Source organism: Pseudoalteromonas sp. SIMBA_162, assembly GCF_046535955.1.
In the GTDB taxonomy this organism is placed as follows: domain Bacteria; phylum Pseudomonadota; class Gammaproteobacteria; order Enterobacterales; family Alteromonadaceae; genus Pseudoalteromonas; species Pseudoalteromonas marina.
In genome coordinates, this window is record NZ_JAWJBQ010000022.1 from 41517 (window position 1) to 63997 (window position 22481).

The following is a 22481-nucleotide window of genomic DNA, read 5'->3' on the forward strand; positions in this document are numbered from 1 at the left end:
CTCTTTTTAATGCACAACAACCTTTTGCTTAATAGCCGGCATTAACGTTTTGCCATCGCCATCTACTTTATTTAATAGCTTTAAACCCATTACTTTTGCAAGCACTGGGTAAATGTCGAGGTTATTTACTTTTTTAAGGCTTACACCTTGTTTAAATGCAGGTCCAGTGGCAATAAACGTGGCTGCCATGTCGTCTGTGTAAGCATAACCATGTGTGCCAACATACGTCGATTTACCCTTACTGGTAAATACAGCAGGCGCGTTAGTTTGCACTATAATATCGCCCACACGGCTCCCTTTATTATAATGATACCCAGCTAACTGCTCATCGGTTAATACTGCATAGCGGCCTTTTGCCGCGTCGCGTAAGCGTTTTTTGTAATTGGCGATGTTAGCTGGGCTGGTTTCGGGTTTTGCATAAATAAGTAAGCGAGGCCCCGTGTTTTTAACTATAAAACCGTCATCACTAGGTAACGTGTTTAGTAAAATGCTTTTATTAGGGTCAACAACCGCCATACCATGATCCGACACAATCACTAAATTCACATCTTGTTCTAATTTACTCAAACGCGCTTGCAACTGCCCCATTAACGTATCGAGCTGTTTAACTGCATCGCGTGTTTGCGGTGCGTCGGGGCCAAATTCATGCCCCATGCTATCGACTAACGAAAAATAACTCGCAACAAAGCGAGGGCGCTGCGCTTTGGGTAAGCTTAACCACTGAATAATTTGATCAACCCGGCCTTGGTACTCACTATGTTTAGAATAATGATAAAAATAGTCGGGAGTCATACCATTAAACCTCGCATCCGACTCAGGCCAAAAATACGCCGCCGACTTAAGCCCCTGCATTTTAGCTAAGTTCCACAGCGGAATGCCTTTAACCCACGTACTGTCGCCTAATGCTTTACCCATGCTGTAACATTCGTTATTACGCGCTTTGTCGCAAAATTTGTTATCAACAATGCCGTGATTTACTGGCAATAACCCAGTCACAATAGAAATATGATTAGGAAACGTTTTAGTGGGGTAAACCGGTATTAACTTTTGTGCTCTTACGCCTTTATCAGCCATGGCTTTTAAATTAGGTGCACCGTGTTTTTCAATGTAGTCCCATCTAAAACCGTCAATCGACACAAGCACTACTGTTTGCTCTTTTGCCGCAAATGCTAAATGGCTAGTTAGCACCAAAGATGCCAATATCATTACCTTTAAAAACACATACTTCATTATAAATACTCGCCTACATTAAAATGCGTTAAATACTGAAAAACATAGATTTATAATACAATTGCTGGCCCTTAAATGATACAAGCACCTGTACCTAACTCGTCTAGATGTATATATTAACAAGTAAGTATTAAAAAAGAATGACACCGCGCACTTACTTTGCCAGTCGTCAACACCAAACAAGGACACCGATGACTATCGACTTTAGTAAAAAAATAACCCCCGCGCGCATGTACCGAACCACCTCTAATTTACAAATGGCGCTTGAAAGCGACCGTGGTCGCATAATCAACAGCGCCGCTATTCGTCGCTTACAACAAAAAACACAAGTATTTCCGCTTGAGCGAAATGCCGCTGTGCGTTCAAGGCTAACCCACTCCCTTGAAGTGCAACAAGTTGGCCGCTTTATTGTACAGCGTATTTTTGCCAACCTAAGCTTTGAGCAACAAAAAGATTATGGCTTAACCGACCTAGAACGCCCACTCGAAAGCCTAGTAGAAATGGCTTGCCTAATGCACGACATTGGCAACCCACCTTTTGGCCACTTTGGCGAAGCCGCAATAAACCACTGGTTTAATACTAATTTAGCCAGTGTAACTCCCGAGCGATGTCGCGAGCCAAACACAGGCATAGGGGTTATTTTTAAGCACCTAGCGCAAGACATTTGCAACTTTGAAGGCAACGCCCAAGGCATGCGTATTATTCACTCGTTGCAAACCCTTAACCTAACCTACAGCCAAAGTGCAGGTATTTTAAAATACACCCGCCCAGCAGGGCTTGATATAAAAGACATACCCCAAAATAAAAACTACTTAATGAAAAAAGTAGGCTACTACTACAGTGAAAAAGCCTTTATTGAAGCATTACAAAACGAATTAACCATAGAGCCTTACTGTCGCCATCCGGCCAGTTACATAATGGAAGCCGCCGACGATATATCGTACTGCCTAGCCGACATAGAAGACGCAGTAGAAAAAGGCATAATAACCATTGAGCTACTGTGCACCGTTCTTAAAAATCACTATCAAAAAGTACTTATAAACCTAACAATTGACGACACCGAACACCAAGACTTTGTTAGCAAAGCGGTAAACTACGCACTAGAGCGTGGCAAAGCACAACCGTATAACTTTAATAGTGAATTTTTTATATACCTGCGTGTAGCCCTGCTGCACCCGCTAGTTAATCATGCCGCAAAACGCTTTATAGAAAACATAGAACCCATTTATCACGGCGACTTTAACCATGCCCTACTAGAAGACCGAAGCCACTTGCACGCCGTAACACAAACACTTAAACACGTTGCCCAAGCGCATGTGTTTTCAGATAAAGAAGTAGAAAAGCTTGAGCTACAAGGCTACAGAATCATTAACGGCCTACTCGACAGCTACAAACCGCTACTGCAACTAACAAGCGACGACTTTAAACGCGCCCTAAATGGCGACAAACGCCTACTAATAGAATCAAGGCTTGTTAAAAAGCTCTCTAAAAAGCACTTAAACAGCTACCAACATGCAATAGACGCTATGCAAGAAGAGCCCGACCACTATGCAGCCTACGAATTTTATTACCGATGCCGGTTAATTCAAGATTACATTAGCGGCATGACCGACCAATTTGCCTACGACGAATACCGCAGCCTAATGGTAATAAGCTAATTAAATAGCGCTTACTCAGCGCTATTTAATAACCGCCAGGCTAAGCTTTAATATTAAAGCAAATAAGCTTAGCCATATTCGCCCGCCATTAAGCGTAATACTCCCCTAGATAATTTTTAATTTTACGCTTAAAATCAACTTATTAATGTTTAAACGCTAACCGCCCTTATGACCACTTTACTCAGACGCCTGACGCTTTGTTTTGCCTTATTTTATAGTGTTAATAGCGCTGCTTATAACGAAGCAATGTGCATACTTATAAAGCAAGAAGTACAGCAATACAGTAATAACAAAACAAGCGAAAAATACCGTAAAGCGGCGCGTGACTATAAAAAACATTGCAACAAACCTAAGCAAGTACTTACTCAGTCTAAACCAGTAGTAAAAGAGCCAGAGCCAAGCGTAATAGTAACCCAACCACAACCAAACAATGTGCAACCTGCTCCGGTTATTGAGCCCACCAACCAAACCACCGATGGGCTAATTGACGAAAAAACACTTAACTTAACCGATGAGCAAAAACAGCAAATTAGCGACATGATTGACGCTAATGCAAGCGAAATAACCATTAATATGGAGTCGGCGCAAACAACCCTCGTTGAAGAAAACGAGCCTAACAACACAGCTGCCGACCAAACACTAGCAGAGCCAATAACAACTCAAAAACCTGAACAAGCACCAGAAAAAACACAAAGAGCAACGCCAATTAAAACAACAGAGCAAGCTGCACCCGTTATACAAAACCCAGAACCAACAGTAGCGCCGGTGATAAAACCGGCGCCAGTGATTGCCCCGCAACCAGCGCGCGAGCAGCCTAGCTCGTTATTATTACCAAGTTTTGTATTGGTGCTGGTTGTGCTTATTGGCGCAATGGTGATCATTCGTTTGCGCCGCGCAAAACAAAGCAATGCCAGCGCAGCCGTTACAACAGCAAATACGCAAACACAAAATACGCAAAGCGCCGAAAAACAAACAGCTAATGTAACCTCAGAGCAACAGCAACCAAAAACTACACACAAAACACCGGCACCCAGTGAGCAATCGGCTACAGAAACAGCCCAGCCAAAAGCCCCTACTAACGACGCTGTTACTAATGACAAACCACGCGAAGAAAAACCACAACCTAATACCGCCGAGTTTGAAGCCGCAGCTAAAACTACGTTAGAGCGTATTAAAAACGCCAGCAGCTTTAACGAACCGCAAGTACGCGACTTTGATCCAGATGCAAAACCTGTAAAAAAACAGCGCAAGCACAGCCCAGTAAAACCAGAGCCAACACCAGCTGAGCCTGTAGAAAATACTGAACAACCAGCAGAGAAAATACCTGAGCCGCTACCAACAAGCACACCCGCTAAATTAGATAAGACCGAGCCAGAAGCGCCTGCATTAAAAACGGAACACGACTTTAAAGAGCCCGAAGTACGCACGTTCGATCCTAATGCACCACTACCCGGCAAAAAGAAAAAACCACATAAAACAGAGCCAACACAAACCGTGCCGGAGCCACCAGCGCCACAAAACACCTCTGAAACAATTCAACCAGAGCCAGAAGCATCTGAAACAAAAGCCGAGCCTAAAACCCCTACAGCTGAGCCTAAAAAAGCAGATACCAGCAATCCATTTGCCAACCTATCACTTGATGCAAGTTGGGACCCAAACTCAGCCGAAAAACCCAAAATAGAAGAAAAACAACGCGCCCCTAAATCACAAGCACTAATAGACGCAGAAGAACGCGCTAAAAAGCTACAAACAAAAGAGTAGCAACCTCACTCACTCCTCTTTGTGCATTAAAGCCCTAAAAGCCCATTTTTCACAAAGAGGTTAAGAGACGCTGCGCTTTTAGAGAAGTGATCGAGTGACTCGTGATTAAAACCAATAACTTAAATCAAGTAGCTTTGCTCTTCTCATTTACTACTCATTCACTCCTCTTTGTGCATTACAGTTTTATAAGCTCATTATTTCTAAATTTACTGGTAGACGCGCAGCTTTCTGGCGCTTAAAAGCAACGCTTTTACGGGGGTTAATAAAATGATTGTGTTACCACGGATAAGTGAAGGAGAAGATCAGAAAAAGTGACCAAACCAGTATTTTTTAACTCTGTGTAGCGCGAAGCGCCTCGGTGTACTCTGTGGTGATATTTATTTTTTAGCAAGAAGCTGCGCTTCTAACGTGAGCAAGCTCTACGTCTACAAAACCAAGCTAAAAGTAGCCCTATTCACTCTGGCTTCTCATTCGCTTCCCTTTGTGCATTACATCTTTAAAACCAATGATTCACAAAGAGGATAAGAGACGCTGCGCTTTTAGAGAAGTGATCAAGTGACTCGTGATTAAAAAACCAATAAATCAAATGGCTTGGCTTCTCATTTACTCCTCATTCGCTTCTCTTTGTGCATTAAAGCCCTAAAAGCCTATTATTCAAAACGAGGTTAAATTTACTGGTAGGCGCAAAGCTTGCTCGCGCGAAAAGCAAAGCTTTTACGGGGGTTGAAAGGTGATTGTTTCAGCACCAAAAGTTAGGAAAAAAGATGCGGAGAAGTAACTAACATTACTAATGTTTTCTCTGTGTAGCGCGAAGCGCCTCGGTGTACTCTGTGGTGATATTTATTTTTTAGCAAGAAGCTGCGCTTCTAACGTGAGCAAGCTCTACGTCTACAAAACCAAGCTAAAAATAGCCCTATTCACTTTGGTTCCTCATTCGCTTCTCTTTGTGCATTAAAGCCCTAAAAGCAAAGCTTTTAAATTATGGACGAAAGTTTACCTTTCGCTTTAATTAAAGCATTCAGCACTACTCGTTTAACTTAAACACACCTATTTGCCTCAATTAATGAGTCAAATAGCCATTTAATTGCCTCATTGAGCAAATGTGTAACGTGTACTGCGCCCACCGGCAGCTGTTTTTGTTATGAAACCTAATGTTTGTAAATCGGCTAAATGCCGTGTGGCAGTCGCACGACTGACTTTAGCTACCTTTTGATACTGACTGGCACTAATTCCGTGCTCAAATTGGCCATCGAGTAATTTATTAATTACTTTTACTTGTTGCTCACTTAGTTTTGTTTGCTCTTTACTTGCCCAGTAATTAGTTTTAAAAACTGTTTGCTCAATATTTTTAAGCGTATGGTGTATCGCATTATTAAGCGTATTTAAAAACCATTTAATCCACTGTGTTATACAAAGCCCGCCACGCTGCGTGGCTTCTAGCACCTCGTAGTAGCTTTTTCGATCGTCTAAAATAGCCACCGACATAGCATAAAACCGAATAGACTCTGCATACTTTTGTGCTAAAGCCAGATCGGTTATAAGTCGTGTTATGCGCCCGTTACCATCTTCAAGCGGATGTATTGTTACAAACCACAAGTGTGCGATAGCAGCACGAATAAAAGGGTCTATTTGTGGATCGTTTTGCGTGTTGTTAAACCAATCAAAAAATAGCGACAGCTCTTTGTTCACTAACTTTTTAGGTGGCGCTGTAAAATGTAATACCGGTTTATCTAAACGCCCTGATACCACCTGCATTGGCTCACCGCCACGCAACTGCCCGCCCTCAATATTAGTAAACAAGCTTTGCTCATCTGCAAATAATAAACGATGCCAGTTAAGCACCCTTTCTAAACCAAGCGCTGAATCTGTGTTAGTTATTGCATCAAGCATAATTTCTGCAAGATTGTCGCTTTGCACAGTTGTGGGATAAGGCTTCTCTTTAATATTGAGCTTTTTAGCGAGCGAAGAGCGAACCGAAAATGCATTAAGCTTTTCGCCCTCAATCGCACTAGAGTGAATAATATTTGCTAATAAAGTATCAAGAGCTTGCTGCTTTTGATGGGCACTTTGCACGCCCATACGGCCCACTAATAAGCCATGGTTATATGGAAGCTCACTTAGTAAGGGAGCAAGCGACGCATCATCCCACGTAAAGTTTGGCCAGTTTTGTTGTTGCCATATCCACATAGTCTTTAGCCCTTAAGTTAGTTAACTTCAGTCTATATGATTTAATTGCCTCATACAATGAGGCGATTAATGGCATTAATTGCCTCATTGTTTTGCAAGCACCACCGCTTTTTAAATTATAGGCAACCGTAATTTAAATATTTGTAGATGCAATTTTACTTCGCGCTTTGACTACTCATTTTCTTCTCATTCGCTTCTCTTTGTGCATTAAAGCCCTAAAAACCTATTATTAAAAAAGAGGTTAAATTTATTGGTAGACGCGCAGCTTGCTGGCGTTTAAAAGCAACGCTTTTACGGGGGTTAATAAAATGATTGTGTTACCACGGAGAAGTGAAGGAGAAGATCAGAAAAAGTGACCAACCCAATATTTTTTAACTCTGTGTAGCGCGAAGCGCCTCGGTGTACTCTGTGGTGATATTTATTTTTTAGCAAGAAGCTGCGCTTCTAACGTGAGCAAGCTCTACGTCTACAAAACCAAGCTAAAAGTAGCCCTATTCACTCTGGCTTCTCATTCGCTTCTCTTTGTGCATTACACCTTTAAAACCAATGATTCACAAAGAGGGTAAGAGACGCTGCGCTTTTAGAGAAGTGATCAAGTGGCTCGGCTCTTCTCATTTACTCCTCATTTTGTTCTCTTTGTGCATTACGCTTTTAAATAACTAACACACTTTAATAAACAGGAATAAACTCGCCCTCAACCTGCTGCGATGCCTTTAACCACACTAAATACGCCTGCTCGTAATCTATAAAATAGGTAGAAAGCGCATTTAAAATCACCTCATTCTCAAGCGTATTGCACGGGTTTTTAGCCTCAGCCTGCACAATCGCCTTTAACACCCTTCGGCCTTGCTTATGCTGAATAAAAAACGCCAACCAATTATTCGCATTTGCATATAAATCGCTTCGGTAAGACTGCTGCTCCCACAATGCCTCTGAGTCAATTAACGACCTAAACTCCATATACGTACGGCGTACACGGTAGGTAGGAATAGCAATAGTTCGGTTAGTTTTATAAATCAGCGTGTTTTCAAAAACCTCAGCTATTCCCTCGTTTAACCAACTAGAGGTACTGCCAATTAAATTAAAATTAATAACATGCATAGCCTCGTGAATTGCTACGCGTAAACTACTTTGCGGATCGGCCGGGTCAAACCTCACCAACGCCGTATTATTTTTACCAAAATAAATCCCCGCATTGTTGCTTGGTAAAGCCCCAAAGCGCGACACATAATCGTCGTAATAATTATTAGGTAATACAACCAAGTTCATTAAAATGGGTTTGTCGGGGTATAAACCAAATAAGTTTTGATACTTTTCGTATGCTTCAAATAAACGAATACGCAGCGTTTTATGATAATCGTCATTTACATTAGGGGTAATTAAATTAACAGAGGTGTAAGGGCCAATATCAAATTGTTCGGCTGTAAAATCGAGATTATCGTTTAACTGCGACAGCTCACTTTGCGCGTATTCAAGTTCTTCAGGGTCGTGAACCAACTCACAACTATTTTGTTGCACTGGAGCAGCTTTAGGCTGGGCTTTAGCTTTAGTGGCCACATTACCAACACGTTTATCGTTCACGGTTTCAGTAGTATACACATGCGTATAACTCTCAGCATTTTCAGCTTTGTGCGTATAGTTATTTACTTCAACCACAGCGGTATTTGGTTTATAAAAAAAGTGTAAAACCAGCAACACCACAACCAACAACAATACATGACGTGTTTTTATTTTCATTAAATTAGCCCAGCATAATAGTTAAACAACAATACTTAAAAAACAAAACTCACACTAGGGCTAACGCTAAAAATAACTAAAATGCCATTGTTATTAAAAGTTATGCGCCTTAAACGGTGTTTTTAACCACTGGGCATAAACCTTACTAAAATTAGGAAACTGAGAGTACAGCATGTTTTTTAACTGCTTGGGCTGCAATTTATTACAAGGGGACTCCTGCTCGGCTAGCATTATATTTTTAAGTAATATTCTCCCCTGTGATGAATCCATCAAAAAGTAAATTGTCGCCCAACTACTTGCGTATAATTTACTCGTATTGTTTTGTTTCCACGACTCTTCTGAACCTATTAACCTGCTAATATTAAAAACGCCCTTAGCGAGTTTATTATTTATTGTCCACGAATTATTAGGCTCTACAATACCGGTTTGCATATGGTTTTTAATAATTTCAAAGTACTCCGCAAACCCTTCATTTAACCACCTAGGCGTATAACCTAGTACAGCTTTATTAATCGCATGAACCGCTTCATGCACCGCTGTGCTCATTGCATTTTGCGTATTTCTATACTCTATAAACGCAGAGTTACTAGCATGAAAATACATGCCCACTGAATTTCTAGGGTCGCCACCGCGCTGCTTAATAGCCACCTCATAAGAGCCTCTAGTAGGCAAAACAGTCAAATTTAGCTTCACTTTTGGGTGCGCCGTGGGATTCCAAAGGGCGGTCGGCGGCAGCCGCCCTTTGGTTGCCATCGCCAATGCGATAAAACCTCGAATAGAGGTTATTAATCCCTCCACAGTCCCTAATATTATTAATTACATTGACGCGCTAAAGCACGACCTACAAACTTAAAACCTGCGCTTTTCGCGCGGGCAAGCTCTGCGCCTACAAGTTAAAGCGCGACTACAAACTACTCTGCAACCACTTGTTTAAACCGCGCGAACGTTCGCATGCTTTCATCAGCAATCATTACTTCGTAATCTGGGTTTTGAGCAATTAGCTCATATTGCCCATTTGGTAATTTATTAACTTTGCGCAGTAAATACTGCCCTTCCCCGCTTATATCATCTCGCTCTATCGCGACTATTTGGCCGCGTAGCGATCCTGCTTTATCGGAAGTTATAAGCTCAAGTAACAGTAAATCACCATCAAGTATTGGGTGTTTACCACCATTCATAGAGTTGCCCGAAGCGCGTGCTAAAAAATGCACGTTTGGATCAAGCTTGCCTGCACCAAATGGCGCATCTAAATATTCAACATCGCTGCTATCGCCTGTTTTAAAATGTCCGCAGGCTATTTTAATATTAGGGAAGTACGGCAACTTGATTACTTCATTTACAGTTTTTAATTGGCTTGTAAATAACTCCTCATCATTACTGATTTGTGTAGAAATGATATCCACGGCGGTGTTATCAACTGGCTCTTCAAGTTGTAGTAATGCTTTAAAGTGTTGGTTTTGAAGCTTAAAACCTATTTTTTGGTAATAATCTTTACCGTCTTGAATATATTGCTGCTTGATTTCGGCAAGTGCGTTTTCATCTAGCTTTTCCCAGAGTACTGAGTCAAACGAAATAATATTGAGGTCTTTTGCGTGATAAATAAAACGTTTACGCTCGAACTTTTCAAACGGGTTTGCTAATAAACTACGAGTTAAATAAGCAGTATCGTTCAAGCGTTCTTTATCATTAAGCGGGTTTTTGTCTTTTTCTGCTTGGCCGAACTCTTGTTGTAACTGCTTGTAAAAATTTTGATATCGCAACACAAGTTTTGAAATTTGAGCTTCTCCTTGAGTATTACATTCACTTATAAAGGCAAGTAAAAAAGCGATTTTATATGAGAATGAATAGTCTCGCTTTTGTAAAAACTCAAAGAAATCATCTCGCCTTGAATCTTCTGTACGTTCTTTAATATTTTTGTCTATTTTTATTTGTTTTAACTGCGGTTCACTAAAGTAGTTCAATGTGTGCTTACCAAATGGGTGTGTTTTTGCTGGGGTAATATCTCCTTTTTTAACCCAACTTTTTACCGTACCTGTTGAAATAAATAATTCACGAGCAAGCTGATCTTCATTTAATAAACCGCCGAATTCATGTTCAAAAGTAAATATGTCTATCTTTTCAATACGGCGTTCACCTTCGTATAAACGATCTAATTCAATCGCTTCGTTTTCGGGTGTTGGTACTTCTGTTTTTATTATATTTTCAAATGGCTTGTAAGTAGAAAAGTTAAATAAGCCGTGTACCGACATTGGCTGTAATGCTGCGCCATAGCTGTCTACAACATCGATTACAATAAGCGCTTCTTTGTCTTTATAATTTCGCGTCCCACGCCCTAACTGCTGGGTATAAAGCACTTTAGACATTGTGGGTCTCGCCATAACTAAAATTTCAGTTTGTGGAGCATCCCATCCTTCGTTTAGTAGGTCGCAAGCACATAAAAAGCGTATGTTTCCTTTTTGATATTCTTCAAGCCCTTTGCGGTCTGAACCATGTACTGCTTGCGCACTAATTCCGTGTTTATTAAATAACTGCGCCATTCGTTGAGCGTGTTTTATATCAGTACAAAACACAACACCTTGCTTTAATAATTGCCCTTCAATTAAAGGTTCTGCAAAATATTTATTGATCAAATCTACAATTAATTGATCACGCGAGGGTATAAGTACGGTTTTATTTAAATCAGCCTTTACATAATCTTTACCGTTAAAGCGCACTTGCGATAAGTCTATATTTGACTCAAGTCGGTATGCTCTTATTTGCGGAGCAAGTCCTTTTTTAATTGCTTGTTCTAAAGTTAAATCAACTTTATAGCGACCAAATATGTCTTGCAGCTTTTGGGCATCGGGCCTTTCGTCTGTAGCAGTGAGCCCTAATAACGTTTTAGGTTTAAAGTATTCAATTACTTTTCTTAACCCTGTTGCAACTGCATGGTGAGCTTCATCTATCAGAATATAATCAAAAGATTGTGATTGTATAGTGCTATAATGGCGCATCATATAAGCGCTGGTTTGCACTACAACATCAAGCGTTGAGTCTGTTAATAACTCACCCACTTTTAATAAGGGATGTCTTAAATTTAATCGCTCTTTTAATTGCTTTTTTAAAGCAGTGCTAGGTACTACTGCCAATGTTTTTTTGCATATACCCGCATCTATTTGATTTTTTAAATCTTCTATAAATACTTCTGTTTTACCTGTACCAGTGGGTAGGACAACTAAAAAGGTGCTTTTACCTTTTATGCGTTGATTTGAAATACTATTTACGGCTTGGTCTTGATGTTCTAAAAGCTGAAATGATAAATCACGCTGTGCTAAGTAATTAGGTGCGGCACTAAAGTTTTTAGGATCACCAAAATAATCACGCATTTGATCACTAAACTTGTAATGGTCACTCATACCTCTGCTTGACCATCGAAAAACTAAATAGCCATCATAAACTAATGAGTTTTGCTTAAATAATTGCGAACGATATTTTTTTAAACCAATTATAAGCGGGTGATGATAACGCTCTCCGTTAAGCTCTATAGCTATATTACTTTGGTTTTTAACATCGCTACCTCTTGTTAAAACGAAATCTATATAGCGAATGTGCCCTGCACTATCAATATATTTACTTTCAGCTTCAAGCGCATGTAAATATTGAGCGCCGAAGACGTCTTCAAATAAGCAGGTAAAGTTATACTCCGGTGGTGTTGGATCAGTGTGGCTTTCGCTTCGGTCAGAGCCAAATGTTTTTATTTTATCTGGTTGTTGTTCTTCTGAGCCTAAAAATATATCAAGGTCGGTTTGAAATTTAGTTTGTGATTCAATAGACAAAGAGGTGTTTAAATCATAAACGAAACGATACAAACCTTGATATTTGTGCATCAGTTGATTTTGATAACTTGTGTAATCAACGTACGGATAACTAGATAAATCTAGTTGAAAAAGAGTTGTATCGATAAACACTGCAGGACTATCATTTTTTGTATACAACCTACCTACTGTGTTTTGCTCATGTAGCTCATAACCATACTCCAAAAGTACTTGGTCACAATATTCAAACTGATTTCTAACACTCATATTCATTACAGTTATTAGCCTTTACCAATAGCGTATTTAATTAACGCATTGAGCCATACTTCACTCTCGCGCTCTGGGCGTTGGTCGACCGTTTGCCATTGTTTTAGTATTTTAAGCTCGGTGTGGCCGGCAATTAATGCGGTTAGGCCATCTTCATTTAGATCGGTAAATTCACGGCCATTATGTACACGCTCTTGCGTGCCATATTTAAACGATACATATAAAACGCCATCGGGCTTTAAGGCTTTTTGCAACTTTAAAAACACTTGCGGTAACTCAGCTTTTGGCACATGTAATAAACTCGCGCAGCACCAAATGCCGTCGTATTTATTAACACACTCTAGCCCTTGAAATGTTTTAATCTCTACCGGTTGTTGTAAGTAATTACTGGCTAACTTTGCAAGTACTGGGCTTGCGTCAAACGCGCTGACAGTAAACCCTTGGTTTTTAAAGTAAGCGGCATCGCGAGCTGAGCCACAGCCAGCGTCAAGAATATGGCCGTGCTGTTTTACATGCGGTAAAAACTCAGCATATAACGCCGACATATCAACATTAAGCGTTGAGTCGCTAAAGATTTGTGCGTTGTTATTGTAGTAAGTGAGTGTGGTACTTGGCACGATACACCCGCTCCTTGGCTAATCGTTTAACAGCTAAGCCGCTGTTAATATTAAATTCATAGGTGTTCAATCTACAGGAGCAAATAAATAAAATATAGACTTAGTAGTGGAATATTTTAAATTAATACACCCTTTTTATTATTCGCCCGCACACATTGCAAGTTTAACGATTACAAAAATGAACATGTTAGCTTAGCCCTCCCAACATATTGATTATAAATACATAACTTTATAAACCCAATAATACTATTTATATGCTTATACAAAATTTACGACTAAATTTTTAGGCTGGTTTATACTGTACGTATTGCGTCGCTAGCATGAGGGATATTATGCATAGATTAAAAAAATACGGGTTGTATTTGTTAGTAGCTCTCTCTTTTGGGAGTGGGGCTTGCGAAAAAAGGTTTTTTGTCGCGTCGCACGATACCTATTGGCCGCCTTACGTTGTTAATGTAGACGGCCACGCACAAGGTAAAGAGGTAACGGCGCTTTGGCTTATATTTGCGGGGTCGCCTTATTGTGTTCAGGTTGAGTTTTTACCCAATACAGAGCGTGCATTTGTTGAACAAACTAAAGGTCGAATGGATTTAGGCTGGGCTGCCAGTTTTACTGAAAAACGTGCAGAGCATGTTTATTTTTCGGATAGTTACCGCAACGAGGTGATGTGGTTGTATCAGCATAAAAATAAACAATATAATGTTAAAAACCTGCAAGATGCGCTTGAACAGGGCTACACCGTGGCCGCCCATGTAGGGAGTTATTACGGCGAGCAATTTGAGCACTTAAAAAATATTTATCCAAAACAAATTATTTTTACCGGTGCGGCAAAAACGCGCTTTGCTTTATTGGCTAAACAACGGATCGATTTTATAATTGAAGACCAGTTAGTGGGTGAGTACTTTGTTAGCCAGTCAAACAATATTAAGCAAGTTAATACTACAACTTATGTTAACAAGGGCTCTATTCATTTAATGCTGAGTAAAAATACGTCTACTATGCAAGATGTTATTGAGGTTAATAAATTAATACAAAGCCGTAAGGCACAATTAGCAGAACTGTTTGAAAAATTATAACTTAACACACACTAAAAACCGTTTACAAAAGGCTGTAGTTTGAAAATATTATTGTTTATAACCCTTTTTACTTTTAGTGCATTTAATACCTGGGGATGCACTAAAACGTTAACAGTGGCTACTAACGAAAGTTACTGGCCGCCCTATGTCATTTTAAAAAACAATACGCTGGACGGTGTTGAAATAGACGTACTTAAGGCTATTTTTAAAAGCTCACCTTATTGCTTAAACTTTAGTGTGTTACCTAGCTCCTTACGTGCATTTGAAGAGCTAAAACAGGGCCGTGTTGATTTAATTTTTGCCGCCAGTAAAACGGCAGATCGCGCTGAGTATGCCCACTTTACATTACCTTACCGTGTTGAAAAAATGCTGCTATACACACACGCCAGCTCGCCTAATGTGAATAGCATTAACGAGTTATTTAAAAAATCGCTTACGGTGGGTGTAAACAGAGGAAGTGTTTTTGGCGATGCGTTTGAGCAATTACGCATTCAGTATGCAAACCAAGTGGTGCTTACGGGGGAGTCTAAAAAGCGTTTTATTTTGCTTAACAAACAGCGCATTAATTTTTTAATTGATGATTCGTTAGTGGCGCAATATTTTACAAAACAGTATTCAAACATTAAGCCTGCGGCATTGGTTGAGCCCATAAACGTTAATAATGTGCATTTTATGCTGAGTAAAAAAACGGTTACTGCTGACGATATGGCGGCTATTAATTCGTATATTACTAACAATAAAACGGTTATTGAGCGTATTTACCAAACCCATCAATAGTTTTATTTATTTAACCTTCCTTATTTACTAAGCAAATTTTTAAAAGCTTTTGCACCGTTAAAGTGCGTTTAAGGTTGGTTATAAATTAGCTGCCTTTTACCTTTCATTAATTGTGGCTGATCTGTATAATTCGCCAGCTAATTTACCCTATTGCTTGATGTTGTTTGTGGCCTTTTGCTACAGCAAGCTCCTGTCAGTACTCATTCTAGGATTACCCTTTTTGATCTCCACCGCAAATATTACGATGCAGTTTGGCGCAGAGCCGTTGTTTGAAAACATTTCAGCTAAATTTGGTAACGGTAACCGTTACGGTTTAATTGGCGCTAACGGCTGCGGCAAGTCGACCTTCATGAAAATTTTAAGCGGTGCGCTTGTGCCTAGCGCGGGTAATGTGTCGATTACCCCGGGGTTAAAAGTAGGTAACCTTAGCCAAGACCAGTTTGCATTTGAGCAATACACGGTGGTAGATGCGGTAATTATGGGCGACGTTGAGCTTTGGAAGGTTAAACAAGAGCGCGACCGTATTTATTCTTTACCTGAAATGAGCGAAGAAGACGGCATGAAAGTGGCCGACCTTGAAAGTGTATTTGCTGAAATGGACGGATACACTGCCGAAAGCCGCGCTGAAGAAATACTTATAGAAGCGGGTATAGATAAAGAGTTTCATTACGGATTAATGGCAAATGTTGCCCCAGGTTGGAAACTACGTGTGCTTTTAGCGCAAGCTTTGTTTGCAAACCCAGACATACTGTTACTCGATGAGCCTACCAATAACTTGGATATTCATACCATTACGTGGCTTGCAAACGAGCTGAACAAGCGTAAATGTACGATGATTATTATTTCGCATGACCGTCACTTTTTAAACTCAGTTTGTACACACATGGCCGACATTGATTACGGCGAGCTGCGTATCTACCCGGGTAATTACGAAAAGTATTTAGAGGCATCGGGCCTGCAACGCGAGCAACTTTTAGCTGAAAACGCTAAAAAAAGTGCTGAAATTGACGAGCTACAAGACTTTGTTAACCGCTTTGGTGCTAATGCCTCTAAAGCTAAGCAAGCCAGTTCGCGCGCTAAAAAAATGGATAAAATTAAGCTTGATGAAGTTAAAGCATCGAGCCGTATGAGCCCATCGTTAAGTTTTGACGAAGGCAAAAAAATGTACCGCCAAGCGCTTGAAGTTAACAAGCTTGGCCATGGTTTTGATGGTGAAACATTATTTAGTGGCGGTGAGTTTTTACTAGAAGCCGGTGCAAAGCTTGCGGTAATTGGCGAAAACGGTGTGGGTAAAACTACTTTTTTACGCTGTTTAGTTAACGAGCTTAAAAGTAACGAAGGCGAAATTAAGTGGTCTGAAAATGCGAGCTTTGGTTATTGCCCGCAAGACAGCACTAAAGATTTTGATAACGATTTAACGTTGTTTGATTGGATGTCGCAATGGCGTACTGCTAAGCATAACGATTTAATGGTTCGTGGCATGTTAGGCCGTTTGTTGTTTACTGCTGACGATTCAAACAAAAAAGCGCGTAACTGTTCAGGTGGTGAAAAAAACCGTTTGTTATTTGGTAAGTTAATGATGCAAGACGTTAACGTGCTTGTAATGGACGAGCCAACAAACCACATGGATATGGAAGCCATTGAGGCGTTAAATAATGCGCTTAAAGACTTTAAAGGTACGCTTATTTTTGTAAGCCATGACCGTGAGTTTGTGTCGTCGTTGGCTACGCGTATTATTGATATTAAAGATAAGCAGGTTATTGATTTTCAGGGTACGTTTGATGAGTACCTTGCAAGCTGCGAAGAGAAAAAAGCATAAACCCTTTGGTGTATAGTTTAAAAGGCGCTTAGTTAGCGCCTTTTTTGTGCTTGGTTAAATGCATTAGTAAACAAGTAATTAAATCCCCACCAAGAGGTAATTAACTATTGCTCGTGTTTTTTTGTAGCGCTGAGAAGCTTTCACTTCTAACGTGAGCAAGCTCTACGTTTACAAAATAGTGTTTAAAGTAACTTGTAGACGCGCAGCTTGCTGGCGTGAAAAAGCAAGGCTTTTTAAAACTTGTTTTAGATTAATTCTTATCTATGTTTATACAAAGCCAAAATATATTCCTTTCCTATGCATGACTCCTCAAAATTATTAGCACATCGTTTTTCAAATAATAATCAGTTCTACTCTGTGACTATATGCTGCATAAATAGAGCACCTCTATTTAAAGAATTTCGCAATGCATGTATTGCAGCAAAGGCTATTGTGGATATGCAAAATAAAGTAAATACAATTTGTTATGTATTAATGCCTGATCATCTCCATTGGTTATTTCAGCTTAAAGACTGCTCACTAGCTAACGTAATAAAAATATTTAAAAGTGTAACGACTGTAAAAATAAATAAGCTAAATGAAACAACAGGCAAGATTTGGCAGCAAAATTATTTTGAGCATCAGCTTCGTTCTGAAAAAGATTTAATTAATCAAGCTCGTTATATTGTTGCTAACCCACTAAGAACTGGCATAGTAAAAAGTGTCGGGCAATATCCATTCTGGGATTGTATTTATTTAAATTAAATAGCATGTAAAACAAGAAGCTGTCGCTTCTAACGTGAGCAAGCTCTACGTCTACAAAATAAGTTAACCCTACTTACTTTGGCTACTCATTTACTCCTCATTCGCTTCTCTTTGTGCATTAAGATTTTAAAAGCCCATTAATCACAAAGAGGTTAAGAGACGCTGCGCTTTTAGAGGAATCGCTTTAAAAGTTAGTAACAAGAAGCTGCACTTCAAACGTGAGCAAGCTCTTCGTCTACAAAACAAAGCTAAACTATGACCTATTCACTTTATCTTCTCATTTACTCCTCATTCTCTTCTCTTTGTGCATTATGTTTTTAAAAGCTCAGCTTTCAAAAGCAGTGGCTGAATGTAGCCTGCAGGTGCGCTTTGCATTCATTTAATAGCAACAGCTACAAAAGTGATTGTTTTACCACCGAGAAGTTAAGGAGAAGAGCAGGAGCAGTGACTAACCAATATTTTTAACTCAGTGTAGCGCAAAGCGCCTCGGTGTACTCTGTGGTGATAAAAAGTCACTTAACCTATTCAATTTGGCTACTCATTTACTCCTCATTCACTTCTCTTTGTGCATTAAGATTTTAAAAGCCCATTAATCACAAAGAGGTTAAGAGACGCTGCGCTTTAGAGGTAGAGCTTATTGAACTGACATAGTTGCATGAGCAAACTCGGCGTGTAAAAACCAAATTTAGGATTGGTTTTGATCTTCTCATTTACTCCTCATTTTTTTCTCTTTGTGCATTACGGTCTTAAAAGCTCAGTTTTTAAGAACAAAAAAGGAGCATTGCTGCTCCTTTTAAACTGTTGCTTAAGTTTATTAAATATCAAACCTGTCGGCGTTCATTACTTTTACCCATGCATTTACAAAGTCGTGAACAAAACGGGTTTTATTATCGTCTTGTGCATAAAACTCTGCCAGTGCGCGTAAAATTGAGTTTGACCCAAATACTAAATCTACGCGTGTTGCGGTCCATTTAGTTGCACCGCTTGCGCGGTCAACAATGTTGTAAAGGCCATTACCTGTTGGCTCCCAGCGGTTTGCCATGTCGGTTAGGTTTACAAAAAAGTCGTTACTTAACGTTCCTACGTTATTTGTAAATACACCGTGTTGTGTGCCGCCATGGTTTGTGCCAAGCATACGCATGCCACCAATAAGCACCGACATTTCAGGGGCGGTTAACCCCATTAGTTGGCTACGCTCAAGTAATAGCTCTTCAGCAGATACCACGTAATCTTTTTTCAGCCAGTTTCTAAAACCGTCGTGAATCGGTTCAAGTACGTCGAACGATTCGGCATCGGTCATGTCGTCGGTTGCATCGCCACGCCCTGGCGCAAACGGAACGTTAACCTCTACCCCTGCATTTTTAGCGGCTTGTTCAACCGCAGCTGTGCCGCCAAGTACAATTAAATCGGCCATGCTAACAGGTTTACTTAAACCGGCTTGTACTTTTTCAAGCGCTGCTAACACACTTGCTAAGCGCTCTGGTTCATTGCCTTGCCACTCTTTTTGTGGTGCTAAACGAATGCGTGCCCCATTTGCACCGCCTCGGTGATCTGAACCTCGGTACGTACGCGCACTGTCCCATGCGGTGTTAATTAAATCGCTGGCGCTTACGCCACAATTAAGAAGTGTTACTTTTAAATCGGCGATTTCGGTATCTGTTAGGGTGTAATCAACGCTTGGAATTGGGTCTTGCCAAATTAAGTCTTCGCTTGGTACATCGGCACCTAGGTAACGTGATTTTGGCCCTAAGTCGCGGTGCGTAAGTTTAAACCATGCGCGTGCAAACACGTCTGAAAAATATTCAAAGTCGTTATGAAAACGCTCAATTATTTTGCGGTACGCTGGGTCCATTTTCATGGCCATGTCGGCGTCGGTCATAATTGGGTTTAAGCGAATTGATGGGTCTTCTACATCGACCGGTTTGTCTTCTTCTTTAATGTTTACAGGTTCCCATTGGTGAGCGCCTGCAGGGCTTTTTGTCAGTTCCCATTCGTAGTTTAAAAGAAGGTCACAGTAGCCGTTATCCCATTTTGTTGGGTGTGTGGTCCACGCACCTTCAATGCCCGATGTCATTGTATCGCGGCCAATGCCTCGTGTTTTGAGGTTGTTCCACCCCATGCCTTGCTCTGAAATATCAGCCGCCTCGGGCTCTGGACCAAGGTTTGACTCTTTCCCGTTACCGTGTGTTTTACCTACTGTGTGACCACCTACGGTAAGCGCAGCCGTTTCTTCGTCGTCCATTGCCATGCGAGCAAACGTTTCGCGAACTTGTGCTGCAGTTTTAAGCGGATCGGGTTTACCGTTTACCCCTTCTGGATTTACGTAAATTAAGCCCATTTGAACAGACGCTAACGGGTTTTCCATTGTGTCGGGTTTATCAACATTTTGGTAGCGTTCGTCGCTTGGTGCTAACCATTCTTTTTCGGCGCCCCAGTATACATCTTTTTCTGGGTGCCAAATGTCTTCACGGCCACCGGCAAAACCAAAGGTTTTTAACCCCATTGATTCGTATGCCATGTTACCCGCTAAAATAATGAGATCGGCCCACGAGAGTTTGTTACCGTATTTCTTTTTAATTGGCCAAAGTAAGCGGCGCGCTTTGTCGAGGTTGGCGTTATCGGGCCATGAGTTTAAAGGGGCAAAACGTTGATTTGCCGTGCCACCGCCACCACGTCCGTCAGATAAACGGTACGAACCTGCCGAGTGCCATGCCATGCGGATCATTAAACCACCATAGTGACCCCAGTCGGCTGGCCACCAATCTTGGCTTTGGGTCATTAAGTTTTTTAAGTCAGTTTTTACGGCTTCTAGGTCTAGAGATTTGAACGCTTCAGCGTAGTTAAAGTCGCTGCCGTAAGGAGAACTTTTTGTATCGTGTTGATGTAGAATGTCGAAATTAAGTGCGCTTGGCCACCAATCTGTGTTTTGGCCAGCTGTTTGTGTATTGCTGCCATGCATTACTGGACATTTTCCGGCGCTAGAGTTGCTCATTTTTCAATCCTCTTGGTGTAAAATAAAATACGTAAGCAATGGTCAATTTGTTTAGGTATTACTATTTTTAATTCATGCAAATGTTGCTTAATCAATTATTTATATACTTGTACTTATTTTGAATTACCAATATAGGCTTATTTTTTGAGCTATACCAACAAATACACCGTATTTAAAACGATTGGAGCGATTTGTATTTTTGATTGATACTCAAAAAACAAGCTCTGGTGAATAGAGGCTTGAGTTAGTGCTGCAAACAAGTGGGTTTTAATATTTTGATCTTTTTTTAAATAACGATGATCGAATTAAAAAGTAGCGGCGTAATGGTAAATGAAGGGTTTGAAAGTGGCTTTGGTTTTCCATAGCGCACATAGGAATACCCCCCTTCGCCATGAAATTGTAGTTATAATGTTAAAGGTGTATTACTAAGCCCAATACACCTTTACTTTATAAACTAAATTTATCAGTTTTATGTTAGTTGATCATAATTAGCTAACGGTAGTTAAGTTTTCCCTAACCTTTGACGTTTTAGCAGTTTTAACCAGCTCACCCAGAGCTGGTTTTTTTTGCCTAAAATTTACCACTACACAATGCTTTCATAATAATAATTTATAATGTGCCGTAAACTCGCCCTCAAAACAAAACCTGCCCTAGTGAGTTTAGGTTGTGCGTGTTAATATTATTTTTGCAATTAATTATTTTATTTGGGCATGTTGATGCGTTATTACTTTTCTTTACTATGTATCTGTTTTACTTTATTTTCAGCGTCGGCTAATGCTGCTGAGCAACAAACAGAAGCCCCCTCAAAGCAACAAGAACAGCAAGCGCTCGAACAACTTAAAGAGCCTATGTATAAACCGCTTATGGAACGTTACATTTTAGATGAGCTAAAAGCGGTTCGCCAAGATCAGCAAAAACTACGTGAAGATGTAACTAAGCAAGTTACGCACGCGCAATTAGACACGGCCGACAGAGCCCTTACTTACACCACCGATACAATAAATAATGTGTTTTTTATTATTACCGCCACGGCATCTATTTTGGTACTTGTTGGCTGGAACTCGCTGCGCGATGTTAAAAACAAAGTAGAAGACATTGTAAATACCCGCGTGAGTGTTATTACCGATGAGTACGAAGAACGCTTAAAAGTATTAGAAGAAAAGCTGCGTGTTCGTTCTGAAGAAATACTCAGCAACCAAGAACGTATATCGATTACAAATGAGGTTCACTCGTTGTGGATGCGCGCAAATTTAGAAAGTGATTATGCTAATAAGATCGAGATTTTTGATGAAATTTTAAAGCGTAAACCTGAAGACGTTGAGGCTATTGCTTACAAAGCTGATGCCCTGCTTGAAATTAATCAAACCGCCAAAGCGATTGATTTATGTAACCAGGCAATTGATATAGATAGCGATTATGGTTATGCGTATTGGCAACGTGCCTGTGCGTTTGCGCTAATACACGAGCACGCCGATGCGCTGGCCGATATAAAAATGGCACTTGAGTATTCACCTAACTTACGTAATGAGTTACTCCACGAAAGTGCATTTGCAAGCCTGCACGATAATAATAGTTTTAATACTATTGTGGCAGGCGAGTAAGTTTAGCTTGCTTATATAGTTTGTAAAAAAGAGCGAAAGCTCTTTTTTTATGGCTGTAATAAAGTCCTATGCTTTGTGTATTAAGGTTTTAAAAGATTATTATTCACAAAGAGTTTAAGAGGCGCTGCGCTTTTAGAGTTAGGAACTAAGTAATTTAATATTTTATCTGAAACAAGAAGCTACGCTTCTAACGTGAGCAAGCTCTACGTCTACAAAACAAG

Annotated in this window: 14 protein-coding genes; 7 read left to right on the forward strand and 7 right to left on the reverse strand. The window is 40.2% G+C overall.

The window, feature by feature from the left end; translation table 11 throughout:
* Positions 1 to 6 precede the first annotated feature (6 nt).
* Complete coding sequence (locus tag R0J88_RS15385; protein WP_410900349.1) at positions 7 to 1230, reverse strand: alkaline phosphatase family protein; 1224 nt, start codon at positions 1228 to 1230, stop codon at positions 7 to 9.
* A 191-nt stretch (positions 1231 to 1421) separates the two neighbouring features.
* Here R0J88_RS15385 and dgt point away from each other — a divergent pair, with 191 nt between their 5' ends.
* A complete protein-coding gene (dgt, locus tag R0J88_RS15390; protein ID WP_410900350.1) occupies positions 1422 to 2888 on the forward strand; it encodes a dGTPase in 1467 nt (488 codons plus the stop codon).
* A gap of 168 nt (positions 2889 to 3056) precedes the next feature.
* On the forward strand, positions 3057 to 4649 hold the full coding sequence (locus R0J88_RS15395; RefSeq protein ID WP_410900351.1) for a cell surface protein: 1593 nt from the start codon (positions 3057 to 3059) through the stop codon (positions 4647 to 4649).
* Positions 4650 to 5738: 1089 nt separating this feature from the next.
* Here R0J88_RS15395 and R0J88_RS15400 read toward each other — a convergent pair.
* From R0J88_RS15400 to R0J88_RS15420, 5 genes are all read right to left on the reverse strand, one after another.
* The gene (locus tag R0J88_RS15400) at positions 5739 to 6836 is read right to left on the reverse strand and encodes a Fic family protein (RefSeq protein WP_410900352.1); all 1098 of its coding nucleotides are present in this window, start codon (positions 6834 to 6836) and stop codon (positions 5739 to 5741) included.
* A 669-nt stretch (positions 6837 to 7505) separates the two neighbouring features.
* Complete coding sequence (locus R0J88_RS15405; RefSeq protein WP_410900353.1) at positions 7506 to 8573, reverse strand: hypothetical protein; 1068 nt, start codon at positions 8571 to 8573, stop codon at positions 7506 to 7508.
* Positions 8574 to 8666: 93 nt separating this feature from the next.
* A complete protein-coding gene (locus R0J88_RS15410; protein WP_410900355.1) occupies positions 8667 to 9266 on the reverse strand; it encodes a DUF1570 domain-containing protein in 600 nt (199 codons plus the stop codon).
* Positions 9267 to 9484: 218 nt separating this feature from the next.
* Complete coding sequence (locus R0J88_RS15415; protein ID WP_410900356.1) at positions 9485 to 12640, reverse strand: DEAD/DEAH box helicase family protein; 3156 nt, start codon at positions 12638 to 12640, stop codon at positions 9485 to 9487.
* A gap of 8 nt (positions 12641 to 12648) precedes the next feature.
* Positions 12649 to 13251, reverse strand: a complete 603-nt coding sequence (locus tag R0J88_RS15420) for a class I SAM-dependent methyltransferase (RefSeq protein ID WP_410900357.1) — start codon at positions 13249 to 13251, stop codon at positions 12649 to 12651.
* A 332-nt stretch (positions 13252 to 13583) separates the two neighbouring features.
* Here R0J88_RS15420 and R0J88_RS15425 point away from each other — a divergent pair, with 332 nt between their 5' ends.
* From R0J88_RS15425 to R0J88_RS15440, 4 genes are all read left to right on the forward strand, one after another.
* Positions 13584 to 14327 (forward strand): transporter substrate-binding domain-containing protein, encoded by a 744-nt coding sequence (locus R0J88_RS15425; protein WP_410900358.1) that lies wholly within the window; start codon positions 13584 to 13586, stop codon positions 14325 to 14327.
* 39 nt (positions 14328 to 14366) lie between these two features.
* Positions 14367 to 15104: a substrate-binding periplasmic protein gene (locus R0J88_RS15430; RefSeq protein WP_410900359.1), complete on the forward strand. Its 738-nt coding sequence runs from the start codon at positions 14367 to 14369 to the stop codon at positions 15102 to 15104.
* Between the two features lie 220 nt (positions 15105 to 15324).
* On the forward strand, positions 15325 to 16923 hold the full coding sequence (locus R0J88_RS15435; RefSeq protein WP_410900360.1) for an ABC-F family ATPase: 1599 nt from the start codon (positions 15325 to 15327) through the stop codon (positions 16921 to 16923).
* A 297-nt stretch (positions 16924 to 17220) separates the two neighbouring features.
* On the forward strand, positions 17221 to 17667 hold the full coding sequence (locus tag R0J88_RS15440; RefSeq protein WP_410900362.1) for an REP-associated tyrosine transposase: 447 nt from the start codon (positions 17221 to 17223) through the stop codon (positions 17665 to 17667).
* Between the two features lie 814 nt (positions 17668 to 18481).
* Here R0J88_RS15440 and katG read toward each other — a convergent pair.
* Positions 18482 to 20659 carry a catalase/peroxidase HPI gene (gene katG / locus R0J88_RS15445; RefSeq protein WP_410900363.1) on the reverse strand — a complete coding sequence of 726 codons (2178 nt, stop codon included), beginning with the start codon at positions 20657 to 20659 and terminating at the stop codon, positions 18482 to 18484.
* A 716-nt stretch (positions 20660 to 21375) separates the two neighbouring features.
* On the opposite strand from katG, the gene R0J88_RS15450 reads away from it, so the two are divergent.
* Positions 21376 to 22260 (forward strand): tetratricopeptide repeat protein, encoded by an 885-nt coding sequence (locus R0J88_RS15450; protein WP_410900365.1) that lies wholly within the window; start codon positions 21376 to 21378, stop codon positions 22258 to 22260.
* Positions 22261 to 22481 lie beyond the last annotated feature (221 nt).

Coding starts and splice junctions, on each gene's coding strand:
- R0J88_RS15400 (WP_410900352.1), bottom strand. CDS start 6,836: ATGTGGATATGGCAACAACAAAACTGGCCAAACTTTACGTGGGATGAT.
- R0J88_RS15395 (WP_410900351.1), top strand. CDS start 3,057: ATGACCACTTTACTCAGACGCCTGACGCTTTGTTTTGCCTTATTTTAT.
- R0J88_RS15405 (WP_410900353.1), bottom strand. CDS start 8,573: ATGAAAATAAAAACACGTCATGTATTGTTGTTGGTTGTGGTGTTGCTG.
- katG (WP_410900363.1), bottom strand. CDS start 20,659: ATGAGCAACTCTAGCGCCGGAAAATGTCCAGTAATGCATGGCAGCAAT.
- R0J88_RS15415 (WP_410900356.1), bottom strand. CDS start 12,640: ATGAATATGAGTGTTAGAAATCAGTTTGAATATTGTGACCAAGTACTT.
- R0J88_RS15425 (WP_410900358.1), top strand. CDS start 13,584: ATGCATAGATTAAAAAAATACGGGTTGTATTTGTTAGTAGCTCTCTCT.
- dgt (WP_410900350.1), top strand. CDS start 1,422: ATGACTATCGACTTTAGTAAAAAAATAACCCCCGCGCGCATGTACCGA.
- R0J88_RS15385 (WP_410900349.1), bottom strand. CDS start 1,230: ATGAAGTATGTGTTTTTAAAGGTAATGATATTGGCATCTTTGGTGCTA.
- R0J88_RS15440 (WP_410900362.1), top strand. CDS start 17,221: ATGCATGACTCCTCAAAATTATTAGCACATCGTTTTTCAAATAATAAT.
- R0J88_RS15450 (WP_410900365.1), top strand. CDS start 21,376: ATGCGTTATTACTTTTCTTTACTATGTATCTGTTTTACTTTATTTTCA.